The organism is Streptomyces sp. AJS327 (assembly GCF_013450295.1).
Classification (GTDB): Bacteria; Actinomycetota; Actinomycetes; order Streptomycetales; family Streptomycetaceae; genus Streptomyces.
In genome coordinates this window covers 39,412-59,973 of sequence record NZ_SKBR01000004.1, presented here as the reverse complement: position 1 = coordinate 59,973, position 20,562 = coordinate 39,412, and the positions used below count along the sequence as shown (strand labels likewise).

27 protein-coding genes are annotated in these 20,562 nt (G+C 70.9%); 26 read left to right on the top strand and 1 reads right to left on the bottom strand.

Annotated features, from left to right (window positions below; genetic code table 11):
* Positions 1-68 precede the first annotated feature (68 nt).
* The 9 genes from E0L36_RS22015 to E0L36_RS21975 all read left to right on the top strand — a co-directional run bounded on the left by E0L36_RS22015 (position 69) and on the right by E0L36_RS21975 (position 6,349).
* Positions 69-1,592 (top strand): hypothetical protein, encoded by a 1,524-nt coding sequence (locus tag E0L36_RS22015; protein ID WP_180931044.1) that lies wholly within the window; start codon positions 69-71, stop codon positions 1,590-1,592.
* Positions 1,593-1,625: 33 nt separating this feature from the next.
* Positions 1,626-2,129: a hypothetical protein gene (locus E0L36_RS22010; protein ID WP_180931043.1), complete on the top strand. Its 504-nt coding sequence runs from the start codon at positions 1,626-1,628 to the stop codon at positions 2,127-2,129.
* A 220-nt stretch (positions 2,130-2,349) separates the two neighbouring features.
* Entirely contained in the window at positions 2,350-2,700 is a 351-nt protein-coding gene (locus E0L36_RS22005; RefSeq protein WP_180931042.1) for a hypothetical protein, read from the top strand.
* Positions 2,701-2,724: 24 nt separating this feature from the next.
* Positions 2,725-3,375, top strand: a complete 651-nt coding sequence (locus E0L36_RS22000; protein ID WP_180931041.1) for a hypothetical protein — start codon at positions 2,725-2,727, stop codon at positions 3,373-3,375.
* Positions 3,376-3,389: 14 nt separating this feature from the next.
* A complete protein-coding gene (locus E0L36_RS21995; protein WP_180931040.1) occupies positions 3,390-4,043 on the top strand; it encodes a hypothetical protein in 654 nt (217 codons plus the stop codon).
* Between the two features lie 128 nt (positions 4,044-4,171).
* A complete protein-coding gene (locus E0L36_RS21990) occupies positions 4,172-5,170 on the top strand; it encodes a DUF6884 domain-containing protein (protein ID WP_180931039.1) in 999 nt (332 codons plus the stop codon).
* Positions 5,170-5,427, top strand: a complete 258-nt coding sequence (locus E0L36_RS21985; protein ID WP_180931038.1) for a hypothetical protein — start codon at positions 5,170-5,172, stop codon at positions 5,425-5,427. Before E0L36_RS21990 ends, E0L36_RS21985 begins: the two co-directional genes overlap by 1 nt.
* Positions 5,428-5,625: 198 nt before the next feature.
* A complete protein-coding gene (locus E0L36_RS21980; RefSeq protein ID WP_180931037.1) occupies positions 5,626-5,919 on the top strand; it encodes a hypothetical protein in 294 nt (97 codons plus the stop codon).
* Positions 5,920-5,953: 34 nt separating this feature from the next.
* On the top strand, positions 5,954-6,349 hold the full coding sequence (locus E0L36_RS21975; protein ID WP_180931035.1) for a hypothetical protein: 396 nt from the start codon (positions 5,954-5,956) through the stop codon (positions 6,347-6,349).
* Between the two features lie 84 nt (positions 6,350-6,433).
* Here the strand turns inward: E0L36_RS21975 and E0L36_RS21970 are convergent, their stop codons facing one another.
* Positions 6,434-6,721 (bottom strand): sigma-70 family RNA polymerase sigma factor, encoded by a 288-nt coding sequence (locus E0L36_RS21970; RefSeq protein ID WP_180931033.1) that lies wholly within the window; start codon positions 6,719-6,721, stop codon positions 6,434-6,436.
* Between the two features lie 173 nt (positions 6,722-6,894).
* On the opposite strand from E0L36_RS21970, the gene E0L36_RS21965 reads away from it, so the two are divergent.
* The 17 genes from E0L36_RS21965 to E0L36_RS21885 all read left to right on the top strand — a co-directional run bounded on the left by E0L36_RS21965 (position 6,895) and on the right by E0L36_RS21885 (position 20,364).
* The gene (locus E0L36_RS21965) at positions 6,895-7,542 is read left to right on the top strand and encodes a hypothetical protein (protein ID WP_180931031.1); all 648 of its coding nucleotides are present in this window, start codon (positions 6,895-6,897) and stop codon (positions 7,540-7,542) included.
* A 65-nt stretch (positions 7,543-7,607) separates the two neighbouring features.
* Positions 7,608-8,057: a hypothetical protein gene (locus tag E0L36_RS21960; protein WP_180931029.1), complete on the top strand. Its 450-nt coding sequence runs from the start codon at positions 7,608-7,610 to the stop codon at positions 8,055-8,057.
* 62 nt (positions 8,058-8,119) lie between these two features.
* Entirely contained in the window at positions 8,120-9,529 is a 1,410-nt protein-coding gene (locus E0L36_RS21955; RefSeq protein ID WP_180931027.1) for a DUF3560 domain-containing protein, read from the top strand.
* The gene (locus tag E0L36_RS21950) at positions 9,526-9,831 is read left to right on the top strand and encodes a hypothetical protein (protein ID WP_180931025.1); all 306 of its coding nucleotides are present in this window, start codon (positions 9,526-9,528) and stop codon (positions 9,829-9,831) included. The genes E0L36_RS21955 and E0L36_RS21950 overlap by 4 nt, the downstream gene beginning before the upstream one ends.
* A 121-nt stretch (positions 9,832-9,952) precedes the next feature.
* The gene (locus tag E0L36_RS21945) at positions 9,953-10,321 is read left to right on the top strand and encodes a hypothetical protein (protein WP_180931023.1); all 369 of its coding nucleotides are present in this window, start codon (positions 9,953-9,955) and stop codon (positions 10,319-10,321) included.
* A 55-nt stretch (positions 10,322-10,376) separates the two neighbouring features.
* Positions 10,377-11,552, top strand: a complete 1,176-nt coding sequence (locus tag E0L36_RS21940) for a ParB/RepB/Spo0J family partition protein (protein WP_180931022.1) — start codon at positions 10,377-10,379, stop codon at positions 11,550-11,552.
* Positions 11,553-11,619: 67 nt separating this feature from the next.
* Entirely contained in the window at positions 11,620-12,450 is an 831-nt protein-coding gene (locus E0L36_RS21935) for an RsmD family RNA methyltransferase (protein ID WP_180931020.1), read from the top strand.
* A gap of 94 nt (positions 12,451-12,544) precedes the next feature.
* Positions 12,545-12,769 carry a hypothetical protein gene (locus E0L36_RS21930; RefSeq protein ID WP_180931018.1) on the top strand — a complete coding sequence of 75 codons (225 nt, stop codon included), beginning with the start codon at positions 12,545-12,547 and terminating at the stop codon, positions 12,767-12,769.
* A 57-nt stretch (positions 12,770-12,826) separates the two neighbouring features.
* A complete protein-coding gene (locus E0L36_RS21925; RefSeq protein WP_180931016.1) occupies positions 12,827-13,258 on the top strand; it encodes a hypothetical protein in 432 nt (143 codons plus the stop codon).
* Between the two features lie 75 nt (positions 13,259-13,333).
* The gene (locus E0L36_RS21920; protein ID WP_180931014.1) at positions 13,334-13,771 is read left to right on the top strand and encodes a hypothetical protein; all 438 of its coding nucleotides are present in this window, start codon (positions 13,334-13,336) and stop codon (positions 13,769-13,771) included.
* 84 nt (positions 13,772-13,855) lie between these two features.
* Positions 13,856-14,932 (top strand): hypothetical protein, encoded by a 1,077-nt coding sequence (locus E0L36_RS21915; protein WP_180931012.1) that lies wholly within the window; start codon positions 13,856-13,858, stop codon positions 14,930-14,932.
* Positions 14,933-15,004: 72 nt separating this feature from the next.
* Complete coding sequence (locus E0L36_RS21910; protein WP_180931010.1) at positions 15,005-15,460, top strand: hypothetical protein; 456 nt, start codon at positions 15,005-15,007, stop codon at positions 15,458-15,460.
* An 89-nt stretch (positions 15,461-15,549) separates the two neighbouring features.
* The gene (locus E0L36_RS21905) at positions 15,550-17,265 is read left to right on the top strand and encodes a DNA cytosine methyltransferase (RefSeq protein ID WP_180931008.1); all 1,716 of its coding nucleotides are present in this window, start codon (positions 15,550-15,552) and stop codon (positions 17,263-17,265) included.
* Between the two features lie 199 nt (positions 17,266-17,464).
* Positions 17,465-17,974 (top strand): hypothetical protein, encoded by a 510-nt coding sequence (locus tag E0L36_RS21900; protein WP_180931006.1) that lies wholly within the window; start codon positions 17,465-17,467, stop codon positions 17,972-17,974.
* 20 nt (positions 17,975-17,994) lie between these two features.
* Positions 17,995-18,888, top strand: a complete 894-nt coding sequence (locus E0L36_RS21895) for a magnesium chelatase domain-containing protein (protein ID WP_180931004.1) — start codon at positions 17,995-17,997, stop codon at positions 18,886-18,888.
* Between the two features lie 94 nt (positions 18,889-18,982).
* The gene (locus E0L36_RS21890; RefSeq protein ID WP_180931002.1) at positions 18,983-19,654 is read left to right on the top strand and encodes a hypothetical protein; all 672 of its coding nucleotides are present in this window, start codon (positions 18,983-18,985) and stop codon (positions 19,652-19,654) included.
* Positions 19,655-19,671: 17 nt separating this feature from the next.
* Positions 19,672-20,364 carry a hypothetical protein gene (locus E0L36_RS21885; protein WP_180931000.1) on the top strand — a complete coding sequence of 231 codons (693 nt, stop codon included), beginning with the start codon at positions 19,672-19,674 and terminating at the stop codon, positions 20,362-20,364.
* Positions 20,365-20,562: the final 198 nt, after the last annotated feature.

Below are 20,562 nucleotides of genomic sequence, written 5' to 3'. Positions count from 1 at the left end.
TGGTTTTACCCAAATGCATTTGGGTAGAATGTGAGTGGAACACCCCACTCACCCACGAAGGATCAGAGATGTCCGAAGAGAGCTACGCGCAGCACCTCGCGGGGCAGTCCCAACTGGCCGCCGCCGCGTATCAGTTCGGCGAGATCGTCGCCGAGACCGACGCTCGCCGCGAGGCCCGCGCCGAGCTGAAGATTCACCGCTTCGACAGCACCGCAGAGGCCCGCGCGGCGTGCGACCGCGACGAGATCGCGGACGGCGACGTGCTGGTGGTCGACTCCGAGCAGGTCGTCGGATTCCTCGTCGTCGCCTTCCCCGCCGCCATCACCGAGGAGCGCGGCACGTTCGGCCAACTGCCCACCCCTGCACACGAGTACGCGGACGGCAGCTACGCCGACAGCGCCCACCTCGCCGAGTACCAGGCCCGCGTGCTCGGCGCCCCGGTGCGCATCGAGCACGCCTCGTCGGCCATCCTCGCGCACCGAGCGGACACCGTCCTGATCGACACCGGCGACGAACACGCCCACTACGCCGACCAGCTCGCCGACAGGTCGCTGTGCGAGGAGTACAGGTGCCGCGACCTGGACGAGGACGAGGCGGCCGACCGCGCGCCGTGCAAGTCCTGCCGCGCCCGCGCCCGCGACCGGGCCGCCTCCCGCGAGGCCGCGCTGCGCGCCGAAGAGGAGGCCGCCGCACAGGAGCCGGCCCGGCCCGAGGTTTCTGTCCCGGGCACGCACACCTTCGACAGCTCGGCCGAGGCGTACGACGCCTCGCAGTGCCGCGACGACATCCGCGACGGCGATGTGCTCGTGGTTCCGTCGGAGGGCATCGTCGCGATCCTCAACCGGGCCTGGCCCGCCGCCCTGACGGCCGTGCACGGCGAGCTGCACACGCTGACTGCGGCGGCGGGCGACATCGAGGGCGGCCGGTACAAGGCGAGCGTCGAAGCCGCCGCCCAGGCCGCCGCGCGCCTCGACGTGGAGCTGGCCCCGCTGCACCGGCCGGTGGAGCCGTACGCAGCCGGCGACCGCTTCGTGTGCTCCGACGGCTCGACCCGCACCGTCGCGCATGCCGAGCGTGGACGCGACGGGCACCTGTGGCTCCACACCGCCGAGGGCTCCGCCTGGCGCGCGGACCGCAGCGAGAAGGTCGACGTCTCCCGCGTCGACGAGGCCCACAGGGCAGCCCGGCGGGCGGCGGCAGCGTTGCGGACCTCGCCGCCGCCCGCCGACGACGAGGCCGCGGTCGCCATCCGCGAGCTGGGCGAGGCCCTGCGCTACCTCGCGCAGGCGTCGCCCACGACGCTCGACGACCTGAGCGCCGGGTGCACGCGCCGGGTCGTCGCCGAACTGCCGCGGCTGGCCGTCGTGCCCGGAGACATCATCCACATGCTCGGCGTGCGCCTCCACGTCCTCGACACCGGCGTGCAGAACGCCCACGGAGAGACGCCCCGCTGGTGGGCCGAGGTGCACGGCGTCGACGAGGCGGACCGCCGCGCGACGTACCGGGCGCCGTGGCGCTCCGCCATCGCCGTCGAGCACGCGGCATGGGACCTGCTCACCGTCGAGCGCCTTGCCCCGACGCAGCCGTTCTGACCTGCACCAGCCGACAGGAGAAGAGGAAGCAGCATGTACGAAGTCACCATCGAGCACCCTGGCTTCGACGAGGAGCCGCTGTACTCCTGCAAGGACGGCGGCGAACTGCGCAGTCTGGTCTACGGAGTTCACCGGGCGCAGGGGCAGGAAGTTGCCGATCACAGCGAGGCCATCGCCGACATCAGTGCGCTGCGTTCCCGAGCGGACATCGAGGGCGTTGGCGTGCTCGACGTCGGCGCGGTGAAGGTGCGGGTCAAGCCCGCCGAGTACGGCGACTGGGCGTGCGAGGGGCACGAGAGCCTGTACGCCGGGCTGGGCGAGTCCGTGATGTGCGACGGGTCGTGTGTCGTGCGCCCGCGCTTCGACCGCGAGGCACAGATCGCTCTGGCCCTGGCGCTCGACGACGCCGAGCTGGACGCCTCGGGCGGTTGCGGCGCGTGCGGGCTGGAGGCCGGGCAGATGTGCGCAGACTGCGAGCGGTGCAACTGCGACCGGCACGACGGATGTGAGCGGCCGGCGGCCGAGCCCGCGCGATAGGTCGCCGGACAGTCCAGGACGCCCTGTCCTCCCTGGTGGGGGGCAGGGCGTCCTGCTGTCCGCACGGGCCGTCCCGACGATGTCCGGAGCAGTCCGGCACGCCGCGTTCTTTGCCTACCCTTTGCGGTCCCCCAGATACCCAAATGGATTTACCCAAATTCATTTGGGTAAAATGGTGAATGTAACACCACACCACAAAGCAAGGCGAAAGGGACCGCCCATGAGCGCCACGGACACCACCACCGAACCGGCCCGGTGCCGGAAGTGCCGTCGGCCTCTGCGCAACGCGAGCCCGGACGGACTCGGCCCGAAGTGCCGCCGGAACGTACGGCGCGCGAACCGCGAGAACGCTGCCCGCTACCAGGGCTGGCAGGTCGCCAAGGCGGCCGAACTGCTGGAGCTGGGCGCGATCGTGCCGCTCCGCAAGACCAGCCTCACCCGCGTGTTCCTCGTCGTCAGCGACGACGGCAGCGAGATCTACCGGACCGCCGCCTCCGGCCAGTGCAACTGCCCGGCCGGCCTGCGCGGCGTCCGCTGCTACCACGGCGCGGCGGCAGCCGCCGCGGCCTGACCGATCCCCAGGGAGGACAGCACCATGAACGGCCACACGAAGGCAGCCACCCGCGCACGTCTCCTCGGCAAGCTGGTCCGGGGCCGCGCCGACGGCCACCCCCGGCGCCGCGCGCTGCTCACCGCCGCCCGCCACCTGCACGACACCGCCGCGAACTTCCTCGACGCCGCCGACACCGAGGAGATGCCCGAGGCCGCCGACGCCTCGATCAGCGCGGCGTACCGAGCGCTGATGACCGCTGGCACCGGCGTGCCCCTCGCGCTCCTGCACTACGTCACCGACCCGGTCACCGGCTTCCGGACCGAGCTGCCCGAACTGGACCTGATCCACCCGACGTTCCGGTACCGAGCGCGCGAGCTGCGCGCCCGCCACCTGTACGTGATCGAGATGGGCCACCTCGACAGTCACGACGAGGACGTGGTCCTGGCCGCGCTCTCGGCGCTGTGCGACCTGCACCGCGAGTGGGACCAGCTCACCGAGGACGCCCGCGACGAGCTGAGGCGCGACCGCACCCGCCCCGTCGTGTACCGCGCACACGACGGCCGACGCTCCGCCGAGCACCTGCGCGGCCACCTGACTGTGTTCGACGGCGCCCGCGTCATCGCCTCGCTCGACGTGCCCGAGCACACCGCGCCCGGCGACGTCTGGCAGCTCATCAACCAGGCCGCGGCCTGACCGGGAGGACACCGATGTTCCGCGAAAGCATCACGCACTCCGGCGGCACGACCGAGGGCACCGCCAGCGAGCAGCACGCGCTGACCCTGCTGGCCCGCGCCCTGCGGCGCGGCTACGCGATCGACCTCACGCGCGACGGCGGCGCGACCATCTCATGGACCGCGGGCAGCTTCGGCCCCGGCGAGACCGTCGTCACCGCCCCGCGCTCGATCGTCTTCACTCCCGAGCTGCCCGTCGGCCGCGCCCTGACCGAGTCCACGTGCGACGACCTGCTGCTCGTCCAGTCGCGCGACGCCGAGTACGACCCGGTCAACCGGGTCATAACCGGCGGGATCTGGCGCATCCCGCAGGGGGCGACCGCCCGGCTGCGTGCGCGCGGACTGGTCGTCGTCGACGACCGCAACCGCGTCCGGCCGAGCCTCACCGCGCAGATAGGGCTGTTCGCCCGCGACCACTGCACCCGGACCACCGACCCGGGCGGCTGGTACTACCCGGCCGGCGGCGGAGCGAGGCGGTACTCGGCGGCCAGCGTCGCGATCTGCTCGTGCGGCTTCGCCCGCCACTGCGGCGACCGCACCGAGGCCCGGCGGCACATCACCGGCCACCGCACCGAGGTCTGCACCGAGTTCGTGCGCGACCTGACGACCCCGGCCCCGGCAACCGCCTGAACGGCCCGGACACGCCCCGGACATGTCCACGGACGTGTCCGGGCGCTGCCCGGACAGTCGGCCGGACACCCGCGCCACCTGCCCGGACAGCGTCCAGACACACCCAACTCACCGACGGAGGACCCCCGATGGTCACCGCTCCGCACAAGGCCCGCACGGGACACGTCTACGTGATCCCCTGCTCCGGCAAGAAGCTCGACCACGCGGCACCGGCCCGCGAGCTGTACCGCGGCTCGTACTTCCGCGCCTGCTGGCGGACCGCCGCCGCGCTCGCCGGGGACGACGACCTGGTCCTCATCCTCAGTGCCCGCCACGGGCTCGCGCCGGTCGACAAGGTGCTGGAGCCGTACGACGCGCAGTTCGGGAACAGGTCTGCCGTGTCGGACCGGGTCCTCGCCGCGCAGGCCAGGTTGTTGGGTATCGAGCACGCCCGCGAGGTCACCGTCCTCGCCGGCTCCGCCTACGTGCGTGCTGTCCGTACGGTGTGGCCGCACGCCAAGGCGCCGTTGACCGGGCTCAACATCGGCAAGCAGCTCCAGCTCCTCAACGAGCTGCGCACCAAGGCCGAGTTGGATGAGCGGCCGGATGAAGGCGGCCCCGCCCCGGCGGCCGGGGAGACGCCGGAGTTCGCCGGGCATCCGGTCGACGAGGTCGCCGGGCGCGGCTCGCTGTACGAGCTGCCGTACGACTACAAGCAGACGGCCCGGGACTTCACCGTGGCCGTGGCCGGTCCCGGGCGGTACGAGGGCAAGCCGCCGTACAGGTACCTGGTGAAGGAGTACAGCACCGCGCTGGCCTGGGCGAAGGTCTTGGCGTGGTTCATGGTCGAGCAGGAGAGCCCGGACGCGTACGTGGTCGGTGCGCTGTCCTTCGAGGGCGCGCCCGAGCCCGGGTGCGGTTACTTCTGGACCGACTTGCGCGGGGAGTTCGCGCGCCAGGAAGCGCTCGACGACCTCGCCGACCAGGCGGCCGAGACCGTCACCGAGTTCGAGTCGAAGACGTACGGCATGACCCGCGAGGGCGTCGTGCTCCCCGACCGGCAGGCCGAGTACAACCAGGCCCGTGACGCGGCGGCGGCAGCAGCGTGGCCGCTCGTGGTGCGGATGGCCGAGAACGACGGCCGGTGATGGGCGGCAATGCGCGGGCGCGCGCCCTCCAGTGGTCGACCCGCCAGGCGGAACTGGTCGCCGCGGCCGACGCCGGGCAGCTCCGGTACGGCCCGGACGGCGTGCTCCGCGAGCACCCCCGCCCCGGGCAGGCCGGGCGTACCGTCGCGGACGGCCGTCTCGTACCGCTGCTGCGCGCCGGGTTTCTCACCCGCGACGGCCAGCGCGTCGCGGTCACGGCCGACGGCCGGGAAGCGCTGCGGCTGTGGCGCCGGTGACGTCCGGCCCCGGTCGAGCGGGACCGCAGCGAGGAGCGGCAGGCGTCGCTGCGGCCCCTGCTCGGCGGGGAGGAAGCCGCCCGCCGGGCCGCCGCCGCGGCCGAGGACGAGCGGCGGCGGGCCGAAGAGCGGGAAGCCCTGTACGCGGCGCTGGAACGGCTGCACGCGTGGGAGGCCCGGGACGAGCGCCTGTATGCGGTGTGGGCGCGGGTCCAGGGCATCACCCACCGGCTCGGCCGGCGACGCCCTCCCGGCTGGGTGCCCACCGCCGAGGAGATCGCGCGGCACCACCTCGACCCGGAACTGGTCGACGAGCTGCGCGCCGACGCCGAGTCACCGCAGGAACGGCCGGAGGTCCCCCGCACGCCAGCGCTGCGCACCCCGGAGCTGCCGCCGCTGCCCGCCGCGCCCGACGCGGTCGAACAGCTCGACCTCTTCGCCTCCGCGGCGGGCGTGGGTGAATGCAGCCGTACGGCTGCCTCCGCCGGATAGCCTGACCGCATTCACCAGGAGCAAGGAGCCGACCATGGGAGCCATCCAGGAGCCCACGACCACGATGGGGCCGTACCGGACGGAGATCCGCAGCGAGTCGTTCTACCTCACGGTCAGCGGCCCCACGGCGACGCCTGGCGCGCGGCGCGTCGACCGCCAGACCCTGAGCGTCCCGGCCGCGCACGCTCCGTTCATCCTGGCGGCCCTGGACCAGGTCACCGCGCACAACGGGTGGAAGGACTGGAACGGCACGCGCCGCACTGGTGCGATCACCGTGACCCGGGACGGCGACGAACTCCTTCTCCGCGTCGACGAACCGGTCTACGCCCAGGAGTGGAATGACGAGGACCGCGCGGACACATCTGTCTCCACCGAGATCGGGTACGAGGATGTCGGCGACCTCCGGGAACAGGTCAAGCCCTGCGCCTGACCCGGCGCGCACGACGACGAAGGCGTCCCGCACAACAGAGTGCGGGGCGCCTTCGCGCGTATCGGGGTCTCGCCGGGCGGTGGGTCAGGAGTCGGGCTGGACCGTACGGCGGGGGCCGGGCTGCCGTGAGTGGCCCTGGATGATGTCGCTGACCCGCTGGGGCTTGCAGTTGATGCGCTGGGCGATCTCGTCGCGGCTGTGCGTGTGGCGGAGTTCGGTGACGACCCGGCCTCGCTCGGTCTTTAGCCAGCGCTGGAGCGCGGGCACGTTCTCCAGCGCCCGGGTCAGCGCCTCGGCCTGGGAGAGGGTTGGTTCGCCGTCGGCGAGGCGGGCCAGGTAGGCGTACGGCTCGGGGAGCTGATCGTGATCCATAGCCTCATGCTATTGGGTACCCAATAGCTCTGACGATCAAGGTCCCGCTAGTCGTGTTTTCGCAGGCCAAGGGCCTGATATTCCGTCGCGATCCAGGTGCCCAAATGGATTTACCCAAGTCGATTTGTGGAATGATGTATGTAGTTCAACAAACCACCCCGAAAGGACACGAGATGGACGCCGCGACCGCTCTGAAGCGCCTCACCGACCGCGCCGAGGTCCATATCGAGGCCGACGAGAAGGCGCGCACCGCGCTGGCCGAAGCGCTCGCGAACGCGCCCGCCACCGACCTCACCATGCAGATCGACGGCACGTTCAGGGAATCCGCGAACGCGACGCCCTGGCGGCAGCTCATGAAGCGCGTGGAGCGCCACGGGGTCCGCGAGGGCCTGGCCAAGCAGAAGGCCGAAGTGCTGGAAGTCCTTCTCTCCTACGGGATGGGCATGAGCACCAGCATGGTCGCCAACAGCGCGCGCCTGGCCGAGCAGGACGGGCTGCGCCGCTTCCTCGACGTGGTGGACACCATCGAGATCGACGAGGACAGCGACCTGGCCGGCACCCCGGTCGAGGTCCCGGAGACGACCGAGGGTCAGCGCGCGGTCCTGCGGGCCATCAAGGAGACCGGCGTCGTACTCAAGGAGGCGCACGTCCTCGACGGCGGCGTTCGCACCGAGAACCGCCAGGGCACCACCGCGCCGACCCCCGACCGCATCGACTGGGCGGTCAGGCAGGGCTGGGCCGTGGTGGACACCTCCGCCGAGCTGCGCGAGGGCCAGGCGGTGACGCTCACCAGCCTCGGCGAGGCGATCATCGCGGGCTGACCGGACGCCCGCTCGGCGGGGCCGACCGGCCCCGCCCCTCCCCACCGTTCGAGAGAGGTGCACCCATGCCCACACAGCAGCTCACCCCCGACCAGGTCGAACAGCTCGGAGAGGCCACCGGCAAGATCGCGGCGCTGGCGGCGAAGGCCCTCCACCACACCTGGCCGCACCTGCGGTTGAAGGACCTGGTCGAGCAGTTCACGCGGGACAGCGCACTGGAGCTGATCGCCCTCACCTACCCGGAGGGGATCGAGCACGACCGTACGCCGGGCGAGGCAGCCGGCGAGGCGGGCGCCGTCCTGATCCGCGTCTGGGCGGACGCCCGGCTGGAGGCCCGCGCCCAGCTCGACGCGCAGCGCACGGACGGCCCGGCCACCGAGCCGGTCGTCGTATGCGCCTGCGGGACCTCGGTCCCCGACAACGACGAGGCCCGCCGCGGCCACGCCGACGCCTGGCACTCCGAGAAGTCCCCGGCGGTGTGGGGGCCGCCGGTCGTCCCGCGCCGCCACACCTGACCACCCGTCTGGGCGGGGCCGACCGGCTCTGCCTCGACCAGCAACCGGAAGGAGTTCGCCCCATGGCGGACATCACGATCACGCACAGCAGACTGGAAGGAACGCTCATCGACGGCTCCGTGAAGGGGGACGGCGTTTGGGATGTCGTCCGCCACCACGGCTTCCGCTCCTCCCGCAACGTCGGCCTGTACGTACCGCACTCCCGCGACAAGGAGGCCGACCTCTGGCGGATCAACAGGGCGAAGCTGGCCCTGGAGGCAGACGGGCACTCCGTGACCGTCGAGATCGACGAGGAGACACGGCGGACCTTCGCCGAGGCCGAAGCCGACCGGGTCGAGCGTGCCGAGGAGCGCGTCGAGCGGTTCGAGGGCTACGCCGACAACGCGGCCCGCTCCTCGAACGCGCGCCGCGCGAGAGCGGACGACATTTCCCGCCGGTTCGAGTTCGGGCAGCCGATCCTCGTCGGGCACCATTCCGAGGGGAAGGCACGCCGCGACGCCGCCCGCATCGACACCAACATGCGCAAGAGCTTCGAGGACGCGGACCGTGCCGGTCACTTCCAGCACCGGGCGGGCGCCGCAGCCGCCTACGAGCAGCACCGCAACGACCCGTACCGGACGCTGCGCAGGCTGGAGAAGCTGCGGGCCGAACTGCGCGTCATCGAGCGCCGCAACGGCGGTCCCGTTGCCGACGACGTCCCACCCACCGACCGGGACGGTCGGATCATGCGCGACCTGCGGGAGGAGATCGCCCACTGGGAGGAGGTCGTCGCCAAGGCCGAAGCGGACGGCGTGAAGATCTGGCGGCCGGAGGACTTCGCGCCCGGGGACTTCGTGCTCAGCCGCCGCACCTGGTACCAGATCGCGCGGGTCAACCCCAAGACGCTGTCGATCGCGTGGAACCTGCGCCTCGCGCCGAAGCAGGTGATGACCCTGGAAGACGCGACGTTCGACGACGGCCGGGTCGGCACGTTCACCGTCGACTACACGAACGCGCGCGCCCGCTGCCCGGAGAAGGCGATGGCTGCGTTCCTCGCCGACGGCAAGGTGCCCGGCGCCAGGTCGGTCGGCGAAGCGTCGGCGCAGTACCCGGCCGAGGACGTCCGCCGGGAACAGGCGGAGGCGAAGAAGGCCAGGCCGAAGGCGCCGAAGAAGCGCAGCGACCCGAAGATCCCGAAGCGGGTGCTGGTCGAGTGCGAATTGGGCGCCAGTGAGGCCACGCTGACGTGGCTGAACGGCAACAGCCAGCCGCACCCCGACCACAAGCCGGAGACGATCACCGCCCCGGAGGGGGAGAAGTACCACCGGGCGACCTGGTCGCGGAATCTGATGAAGCAGGTGGACGAGCTGCTGGCCGAGCGCGGATACGAGCGCAGCGGGAAGTGGAAACCCCGCCGGGGCTGGGGCGAGGTCACCGCGATCGTGCCCGCCCCGGCCAAGGACGGCGAGCCGAAGCAGGAGGAGCTGTCGTGATCGACATCGACGAGCTGGTGCGGATCGGCCGCGAGACTCCGGCGTACCACACCGAGGACGACTGCCTGGACTGCGGCGCTGCGGCCGGCCAGCCGTGCACGGTGCACTGCGAGCACCGCGGCGGTGAGGCGCGGCAGGCGGTGAAGGAGCGGATCACGGATCTGGGCGACGTGGAGTTCCGTGAGCTGCTGGACGCGGCCCGGCACCGGCGGGGCTTCGGCAAGGACGAGCCTGGGTTCTCCTGGGCGTGGCTCGCGATCGAGGACGAGGTCGAGGAGCGCGGCCTGGTCCCCGTCGAGTAGGCGTCTGACCTGCGAAAATTCGTGGATTTTCGCGGTTCACCAACTGTACGGGCTATTGGGTACCCAATAGAATTGATCTTGTTCACCCCCTCCCAACACCGGTTGGGAGGGGGTGCGGCATGTGCGCAGCGAGAGAGAGGACAGCGACGTGATCACCTTCGACGAACTGGTGAAGATCGGCCGCGACACCCAGAACGACGACCTCGGCGACGAGTGCCTGATCTGCCAGGCCGAACCCGGCCAGCCGTGCGGCGTCGAGTGCGACAAGCGCGGCGAGCTGGCCGCACGCCGCGTGCGGGAGATGACCGTCAACCTGCCCGGCGCCCAGTTCGAGGAACTGCTGGCCGCCGCGCACGAGCGCGAGGCCCGCGACGACGAGACGCCCGGCTTCTTCTGGGCCTGGTGCGCGGTCGACGAGGAGGCCACGGCCCGCGGCCTCGGCGTCGCCCGGCCCTCGCCCGCCGAGCACCTGCGGGACTTCTGGTCCTGACCATCGGAGATCCGCACACCACCCGACCGCTCCTCATACCCGAGAGGAACAGACGATGACCGCCACCAAGACCGACACCCCGAGGAAGCCCGCCAAGCGCAGGGCGCCCGCCAAGAAGACGGCGACGACGGCCGCTCCGGCCCGGGCCAAGAAGACCGTCGAGCCGACGAAGGTCAGCAAGCGCCGCGAGGTCGTCGCCGAGCAGGCAGCGAAGACGGCCGAGCAGGTGCGCACCGTACTGAAGCGCATCCCGGTCGACCGGATCGACCGCGACCCGAAGCAGCCGCGTGAGCACTTCGACCAGGCCAAGCTGAACGAGCTGGCCGGCTCCATGAAGCGGATCGGACAGCAGCAGGCGATCAGCGTGCGGTACAACCCGGGCAGCCGCCGGTACACGCTCATCATGGGTGAGCGCCGCTGGCGGGCCGCGAAGATCGCTGGCTTGACCGAGCTGGACGCGCTCGTGCAGCACGGCATCAAGGACGGCGACCGCACGATCCTGATGAAGGCCGTCGCCGAGAACGTGAGCCGCGCCGACATGACCGAGATCGAAGAGGCCAAGGCGTTCCAGCGGCTCGTCGAGGACGACGGCTACACCATCGAAGAGGTCGCCGAGGGCGTCGGCCGCTCGGCCGCGTACATCGGGTGGCGGATCGACCTGCTGAAGCTGTGCCCGACCGCCCTGGAGGCCATGTCCAAGGGCCACTTGCCGCCCACGCTGGCCTGGTATGTGTCCAAGCTGTCGGCCGACAACCAGAGCCGGTTCCTCGCGAAGTACCTGCGCGGCGCGTTCTCGAGTACGCGGGACGCGGAGGCGTTCGTCAACGCGTGCCGCGCCGAAGAGGAGCGCCGGGCGTCGCAGGGCAGCTTCTTCGTCCTCGCCGACGAGACGGCCGCGCCCGGACGGCCCGGTGCGCAGGATGCGCTGCCCGGCGCGCACGACGTGCCCGAGGAGGAGCGCGAGCGGATCGTTGCGGACCGGAACCGGCTGACCAAGCGCGTCGACAAGCTCAGCACGGCCGGCGAGATCCTGTCCGAGCTGGTCGCCGCGGACCCCGACGAACTGGCCGTGCTCCTCGCGGGCGTCGGCGGCGGCGTCGCCGGATACCGCACGCGCATCGAGCACCTGCGTGACCTGACGACGAAGGCGATCAAGAACCTGCGCGACGCCCAGGCCATCGCCGCCGTCCGCGCGGGCGCCATCGAGATCAACCCCGAGGCCGCGGCCTGACGTTCCGTTAGGCCGGGGCGACTCGACTGCGCCCCGGCATGTCCCGATCCCCGCACCTGGAGGTGCCATGCAGTTCCCGCCCGAAGTGCTGCGCGTGCTCACCGACCCGCGCACGATCATTCGAGACGACCGAGTCCACATCCCGTTTCAGTTCGAGCTGACGGATTGGAGGCGAATGAACGAGATCCTGAAGGAGATGGGTGGCCGATGGGACAACCGCAAGGCGGTCCGCGCGCACGTCTTCCCGTACCGGATCGAGGAGTTCATGCGTCAGTGCCTCGCGGCCGGCGAGTACCCGAGCCGGTACGAGCAGGGGTGGTTCCCCACTCCGCCGAGTCTGGTCATGCAGATCTGCGACCTGGCGGGCATCTGCGCCGGGATGACCGTCCTGGAACCCTCGGCCGGATCGGGAGCGATGACGAGCGAGATCGCCCGGCGCGGCGGCGTCGTGGACGCCGTCGAGCTGGACGCCCGCCGGACCGAGGTCCTGCGCGAGCAAGGCGACTGCCGCCGCGTGGTGCACGGTGACTTCCTCGACCTGGACCCGCTGGACTACGCGGAGGAGGGCTTCGACCGGGTGGTGATGAACCCGCCGTTCGCGGGCGGGCTCGACCACATCAAGCACGCGCTGGGGTTCATGAGGGACGACGGGATTCTCGTCTCCGTCATGTCCAACGGGCTGATGTGGTGGAGCGACAAGGCGACGGCCGAGTTCCGCGAGATGGTCGAAGAGGTCGGCGGGGAGATCGAGGCCCTGCCCGAGGACGCGTTCGCGGTGTGCGGGACCAACGTCCGCACGTGCCTGCTCTTCCTGCCCGGGTACGCGGGCAGCCGGCTCCCGACGTACGACTGGCTCCTGCGGCAGCCGCGCCAGCTCGACCTGTTCGCGGCGGCCTAACTCCCCGTATTTCCATGGCCGTTCCACTGGTTGGACTATTGGGTACCCAATAGACTTGATCTTGTTCTCATCACCTCACCACCAAGGGAGCCCCATGGACAACGAGACCACCAAGGCAGTTCAGGAAGGCGACCTCTTCCTCCTCACCGGCGAGGAAATGCGGCTCCTCCTGCCCTGGCTCCGCGACACCCTCACCGCACAGGAGAAGAGAGACGAGAACTCGGACCTCTGCCAGCTCACGAGCCGCATCCTGCGGCTCTCCAGCCGGCTCTACGGCACGGCCTCCGAGTCCCGCGAGACCTGCATCTGTCGCGGCTAACGTCCTCCGGCCGGGCCATCGGGTCCGGCCGGAAAGGCACAACAGAAAGAGATCAACGTGACCCAACAGATCAAGTTGGCGACCTGCACGTACCAGGAATTCACCCCCGCCATGGGCACTCCCGTGCGCACCACGGTCGGCCATCCGCGATTCCCCCTCGCCTACCAGCTCGGCGGCATCGCGCGCTCCGTGACGCCCACACGGACTCTGCTGAAGATCGAGGCCGAGGACGCGTACGAGTGGGCCTACCGGCGGCTGCTGGCCGAGCGGGGCGTCGACGCGATCCGCGAAGAACTGACCGCCATCGCCGGAGCGAACGATCTGGAGGTGCCGGTCGTGCTGCTGTGCTTCGACAAGCTCAGCAAGCCCGGCAACTGGTGCCACCGCACGATGTTCGGCCGCTGGTGGACCGAGGAGACCGGCGAGCCGGTGCCCGAGCTGGGCGCCTCGCCCACGCCGAAGCCGACGCCGCCGCCGTCCCTGTTCTGACCGCGGCATTCGACCGGGGCGGGCTGGCACGAACAGTGCCAGACCCGCCCCGACCCATGAGCGAAGGGAGAGACCGTGCACCGCGTCATGGTCAGCAACAACGACAGGGACAAGTACCCGGCGGCCACCGACCCGGCCGAGTGCGATGACGAGGGGTACGTGAAGCCGTACTTCGACCTGGACACCGTGCGGGAGCTGGCCGCGAACACGCAGGCTGCCGCGAAGGAGTTCGGGCACGACTCGATCGACACCGTGCACGTCGTCGACGGCGACGCGGACGGCAAGCCGCCCGCCTTGGTAGTCGTCGTGACCTGGATGGACATCGAGTCCAAGGGCGTCGCAAAGGCCACGACGATCGTCGAGCCGATCCGACACCGCGAGGACGAGGACCAGGACGACGACCCCGAGGACGCCGGCGACTGGCTCTGGCCGGTCGGCGGACTCGCCTGGCGCTGGTACGCGTTCGGCCCCGACGGCATTCACCCGCAGATCCCGTACAAGCCCGAGCAGTAGCAGCGGGCCACCTCCGGGCGGGCGCGGGCCGGGAATCCCCGCCCGCCCGGAAGCAGCGAAGAACCTCACCCAAGGAGAGCAGCGATGGCTGTGATCAGCACCTTCGTGTGCGTCGACGACGAGCACGCCTACCCGGCCGTGGTGGACCCGACCGAGCGGTGGAACGGCTGGGTCAACCCTGGCTTCGCCATCGAAGCCGTGTGCCAACTTGCCGCGCACACCGAAGAGATGGCCGAGGAGTTCGGCCACGACTGCACCGACCAGATCAAGGTCATCGAGGGCGGCCCCGTCCCTGTTGTGCTGCACATCCGCTGGCAGTACCTCGGCGACGAGCCCGGCAGCGCGGCGAACGTCGTCGAGCCCGACAAGAACGGCCTGTACTGGATCGGCGGGTATGAGTGGACCTGGTACATCGTTGAGGACGGCCCGCTGTTCTACAGCAAGAAGGCCGCGTTCAACGCCTGGGTCGGGATGCTCGACGCCACCGCGCGCCGTATCGGCGAAGTCGGGCGTTCCCAGATGCCCGACGCGCTCGCCGCGATCGTTGACCTCCACGGCCTCGGCCACATCCAGGCGGTCGCCTCCGCCAGTGGCAACGACTGGCCGAGCGAAACCGAGGACGACGGCGAGGACGAGTACGGACCGTTCGACACCGAGACGCTGGGCGAGGGCGACGAACTGCTGCGCAAGGCACTCGACTTCGGGCGCGATCCGATCGAGCTGGAGATGGGCGGCTGGCGCCTCGCCCGGGAGATCGGCCCGGGCCTGCACCGGATCGTGTTCGGGCCGCTGGATGCCGAACCGGCCGGCGACGGCCCTCTGGAGACGATCCGCGAGCGGTTCACCGAAGCTCGGCGGAAGCTCCTGACCGACTACGTGCCGACCCTGGCCGAGGTGAGCCGCGATGCCGTTCCGGGCGCGACCGGTGTCGTCGCCTCGCGCATCAGCCCCCGGCGGCTGCTCTGGTTCACGACCAGCGATGAAGGCGTTCGCACGCGGAGCATCAGCATCCCCGCCGACAAGACGCAGGTCGTCATCGACCGGCTGTCGGTTGTACTCGCGTACGAGCCGACGACCGAGGACCTGGCCGCGTGCGGCTGGAAGCCGGTCGACGGCCAGGAGGACATCGACGCGCACCTGCTGTTCTTCCCCGCCGCGTAACCCCCCTGTGCCCACTGCCGGGGCGGCCCTCGTGCCGCCCCGGCCCGACCCCTGCCCGGAAGAAGGATCACCGTGCACAACGAACCCGAAGCGAAGTCCTACCCGCTGCCAGAAGGCCCCGACATGGGCCAAGCCGTCGACTCGGCACTGAAGGCGAGCCAAGCGGCTGCGCAGCGCCTCGGCCGCGTCATGTGCGTCATCACCGCCGCAGCGGTCCGCGACGTCCTGACCGACCGCGACCACGACGCCCCGTTCGACGCCGAGTGGGTCGAGGTCGCCGTGAGCGGCGACGGCTCCCTGTTCGCCACCGGCTGGTACTGGCCGGTGTCCGGCGAGCGCACCGCGTTCGCAGACGTCGTCGACGACGCCGCCAACGAGGTCTTCGACATGAACGAGTGGACGCCCTACCTCGACGACAGCAACCGCGAGGTCTGGGAGCCGATCAGCGAGCGCCTGCCGGACCACCGCGACGGCCGGCGCGTGTGGCGCATCAACCTCGCGGCAGCAGCGGCTCTGCCGCTGGCCTGACCGATCCCCGGGCGGGCGCGGGGCGGGAATCCCCGCCCCGCCCGGATGACAGCAGCGATGAACCTCACCACCAGGAAGGCCAGAGAGCGATGGCGTACCTACACGACGGCACAGACCTCACGGTTCAGGACTGGTTCTGTGGCGCAGGCGGCTCCAGCCAGGCGGCGGCGAAGGTGCCCGGGCTCCGGGTGTCCTTCGCTGCGAACCACTGGAAGCAGGCGATCAAGTCCCACATGTTCAACTTCCCCGGCGTCGCGCACTACACGGGGGACATCCGCCGCGCCCCGGTCTGGTCGTGGCCGGTCGCTGACCTGCACTGGGGATCTCCGGAGTGCACGAACTGGAGCATCGCCAAGGGCCAGAAGCGCAGCTTCGCGAAGGCGGTGCAGGGCGACCTGCTGGAGCTGTACGCGGACGAGGAGGCGGACAAGTTCCGAACAGCCGGCGACGGCGACCCCGACGGCCCCACCGAGGAGGAGAAGGAAAGCCGTGCGCTGATGGAGGAGGTGCCCCTCTACCTGCGCGGCGTGATCGAACGCGGGCGGCTGGTTAAAGCGGGTGTGGTCGAGAACGTGGTCGACGTCCGAGCGTGGGCCGAGTGGGATCGGTGGATCGCCGAGTTCCACAAGCTCGGCTACCGCACGAAGGTGATCGCGCTCAACTCGATGCACGCCGATCCGCGCAGCGTGCATCGAGCCCCGCAGAGCCGCGACCGGCTGTACGTGGCGTACTGGCACAGTAGCCTCGGCCGCGAACCCAACTGGGACAAGTGGCTCAGGCCGAGGGCTTGGTGTGCAGACTGCGACGAAGTCGTGGCCGCGCTCCAGGTGTTCCGCAAGCCGGGCCGGGACATGGGCCGCTACCGGCAAGCGTACGACTACCGCTGCCCGAGGAAAACCTGCCGGGCCATCGTCGAGCCCGAGACGCTGCCCGCCGCAGCGGCGATCGACTGGAGCATCAAGGGCACGCCGATCGGCAGCCGCCCCAAGAGCAAGGACTGCCCCGAGGGCCTGGCCCCGGCGACCATGACACGCATCCGGGCCGGGGTCGCCCGGTACTGGCCGCAGTTCGGCGGCACTGACGACTTCGACGGCCAGGGCTCGCTGTTCGGCGACGACGAAGCGGTGCCGGTCCCCGGGGCCTCGCCGCTGCTCGTGCCCACCGGCGGCACCTGGCGCAACGGCGCGAGCAGCGTGGACGTGCCGATGCCCACGCGGACGACGACCGAGGGCGACGCCCTGGTGGTCCCGCCGCTGCTGATCCCGTGCGAGGGCCGCGACGGCAAGAAGGCGATGCCTCTGGGCATGCCGCTGCGTACCCAGACGTCGCGGGCCGAGACCGCCATCGCGTACGCCCCGTTCGTGGTGCCCATGCGCGGAGGCGGCGACAAGGAGAAGGCCCGCCACATCCGGCAGCCGCTCCACGCGGTGACGGCCGGCGGCAACCACCACGGTCTGGTGACCCCGCCGCTGCTGATGCCGTACTACGGCAACGGGCAGGCCCGCACCGCGCACGAGCCGATCGGCGCCCTGCCGACGCGGGACCGGTACGCGCTCCTGGAGAACGGCGAGTACGACATCTCCAAGATCCTCTTCCGGATGCTGCAACCGCATGAGATCGGCAGGGCGATGGCGTTCGCGGACGACTACCGGGTGCTCGGGTCGAAGCGGCAGCAGGTCAAGCAGTACGGGAACGCGGTGACGCCCCCGGCCGCCGAGGTCTTGTTGTGCGCGCTCGTGGAGTGCATCACGGGTGAGCCGATCGACCGGTATGCCGACCCGGACCGCATGGCGCTGGTCGCCTGACCTGCACATTCATACCCCCAAACAGGGTTACCCAAATGCATTTGGGGAAGAATGTGTATGTAACACCTTCAACACCAGCGAAGCGGCCGACGGGCACAAAAGGGAATCCCGTCGGCCGCGCGCGCCCAGCAGCGATGGGCCTCACGACCCGACCAGGCGTGACGCCCACCGTACCCACATTCAGATCACGGAGGTACGCGTGAGCAGCATCAATCCCCGCTCCACCTGGAGCGCGCAGACCATCCGGGCTGTGGACCTCGTCGACAACGACGACGTCCTGATCGGCGGCCGATGGCGGGAAGTCCTCGACACCTGGCAGGACACCGACGATCCGGCTGCCCAGTTCGGCGACGACCACGAGACGACCAAGGCGATCGAGGCCAAGACGGCCTGGTTCTCCCCGTGTTGGATCGCCGTTCGCTACGTCGACGAGGACAACTCGACGCCCGACGAGATCCATGACCGCCTGCACTTCTTCCGCCTGCGGGACCTGGTGCAGGTCCAGCGCGAGCACAAGCCGGACCCGGCCGAGGACGGCCCCCTCGCGGACCTTCTCACCCTGATGAGCCCCCTCGACCTGCGCGGCGCGCTCCGCGCTGGCGCCGAGCTGCACGCCGCCTACGGCGACCCGAACGACGAGTTCAGCTCCTCGCAGCGCCGCAACCTGCGCGCGCTCGCCGAGCACTTCGCCCACCTCGACGCCCAGTGACCGAGAAGGAAGACACCGCCATGAGCAGCGAAATCCGAGAGTTCATCCTCATCGGCCAGGACAAGGGAGCCGACTACGAGCTGTGGGACATCGCGCCCGCACCGACCGACCCCGTCAACCGTGCGATCAGGCTCGAAGAGATCGGCGTCGACGCCATGGACGCCCTCGGTGGCGTGACCACGGTGTGGGCCACCGACGAGGACGCCGCGATCGAGAAGTTCCGCCGCGAGCAGGCCGAGATCAGCGGCCTGGACGACTTCCGCGTCATCCGGCACGGGCAGGAGGCCGTGACCACGGTGAGCACTGCCACGGCCGCCGGAGGCGTTCTGTACGGCATCGAGGCCGAAGTACAGCGCGGGGTTCCCTCGTTCACGATCGAGGGCGCGGGTCGCTGGTCCCACGAGGTCAGGGACAGGGTGCGCGCGGGCATCTCGAACGCGGGCCTGCCCTGGCCGCTGGCCCGGGTCACCGTCCGGCTCACCCCGGCCGGTGAGCCCGCCCAGGCCCGGACCAGCACCCTGGACTTCTCCATCGCCTTCGCCGTCCTCGCGGCGTCCGGTCACCTTCCGGACGAGTGCCTGGACGGGGTTGCCCTGGTCGGCGAACTCGGACTCGACGGGTCACTGCGGCCTGTGCGCGGCATGACCGCAAACGCAGCGGTGCTCGCCGAGCACGGACACCGGACCTTGATGGTGCCCGGCAGCGTCCGGCTGCGCGACGCAGACCTGCCGCCCGGCGTCTTGGCCGTACATGTCCACGGTCTCAACGAAGCCCTTGCGGACCTGACCGGACACGTCCACCACCCGATGGACTGCCTGCACTGCGGACGCGGAGACCGGCCGCACGGCCCGTGCACCTACGACCTGCCGTGCCGTACGTGCCGCGACGACGGCATGGAGCCCGTCGGCGCCTGACCGCCCACGGCCACCGGGGCCGGTCGCGACGCACAGCGTCCCGGCCGGCCCCGGCTCATTCCCCTCAGACTTCACCACCCGAGAGGACCCTGTGATGGGTTACGCCATGCCCACCGTCCGCTTCAAGCCGTACGGACCCGACCGTTTCCTCCGCCACCTGCCGTTCGGCGCCACCGGCTACCTGTTCACCGTGCCCGGCAACCACCCGGCCGACCTGCCCGACTTCTTCCGCGTCACCAACTGGGAGATGGCCGTCTACCGCACCCGCGGATCGGGCGCCCCGATGTGGGAGGTCCGCGACGTCAACGGGCACCGCCGCGTGTGGGGCGAGGACACCACCCGGCGAGGCGCCGTCGGCCTCGCCTTCGCGGAGCTGGCCCGCCACCGCCGGAAGCAGGCCGACGAGGTCCGCGACCGTCGCGTCAACGTCCTCGGCCTGGAGCCCGTCCCGCCGTATCGCGTCGAGACCAGCGGCGGCGTCTGCCTCATCCTCAGCCTGGCCGGCGTCGGCCGCCTGACCCGCGTCGAACCTGCCGATGAAGGCCCGGCCACCTACCGGTACACCGACCTTGCCACCGGCAAGGAGCGCACCGTCGCGGCCGACGGCCCGGTGGAACTGCGCGACATCACGGCCGGACTGCTCCACGACCGGTGCACCTGTTCCGTCCCGGGGCTTGTCGGGCATCACGAGCATCGCGAGGACGCGACCGCGTACCTCGAAGAGAACTACGACGCGTGGTGGCCGTGCACCGGCCGCGCGGCCTGACCCGGAAGGACCGCGTCATGGACGACTGGAAGCCGCGCCCGATTCGTATGCCCGACGAGCACCTGCCGAACAGTGCGCGCGAGATCTGGAACTGCCGGGCCTGCTTGACACCGTGGCCGTGCGACACAACGCGCGGCTACCTGACCCCCGGCCGGTGCCAGTGCGGCTCCGCCACCTGGTGGGAGGAGCGCGGCCCGCGCAACTGGCACCTTGGCCCGCGCTGCTACACCGAGCAGGACCGCATGGACGCTCTCGCCCGCGAACTGCGGCAGATCCACAACGCGCACCCGCACTTCCCACCGAGCCACTACTACCCGCCCAAGCCGCGCCGCCCGGTACGGCAGCGCCCGCCGTACACGCACACCCCGCGCAGGTCCGGCGACATCGCGCCGGGCACCTGGCTGTGGGTCAAGCCCGGCGGCCTGCACCCGGGATGGGGCGACCTGCACCATCTCGCGATGCTCACGGCGGTCGGCACCCCGACGTGCGAGGTGTGGCTGCACCTCGACGGCACCGTGCACCAGGTCCGTGCTGACCTGCTGATTCTGGAGCTGACCGCCCGCCGCGCCGGAGTCGAGGTCACGCGGAACCGGGCGCTGCCGGACGCGTACCGGTGGCTGCGCTGGACCGTCGCCCAGCACCTCGACCACCGGGCGCCTGCCCGGCCCGAGCCGCCGGTCGCCGAACAGGAGGCCCTGTTCGCGGCCTGATCCCGCGAACCCCCGGAGGGGGCCTGACGGCACACGCCCGTCAGGCCCCCTCCCCGTGTCTCCAAGCCCTCCCGTACGACCGCCTTCCCCCACTCCACACGGGCGCTCCGCGGCGGTCACAGGCCCAGCCAGCCCCGCCCAGAGATCGTCTCCGCGCCCGCCCGACCGCATCGCCCCAGGTCACAGCAGTAACCACGA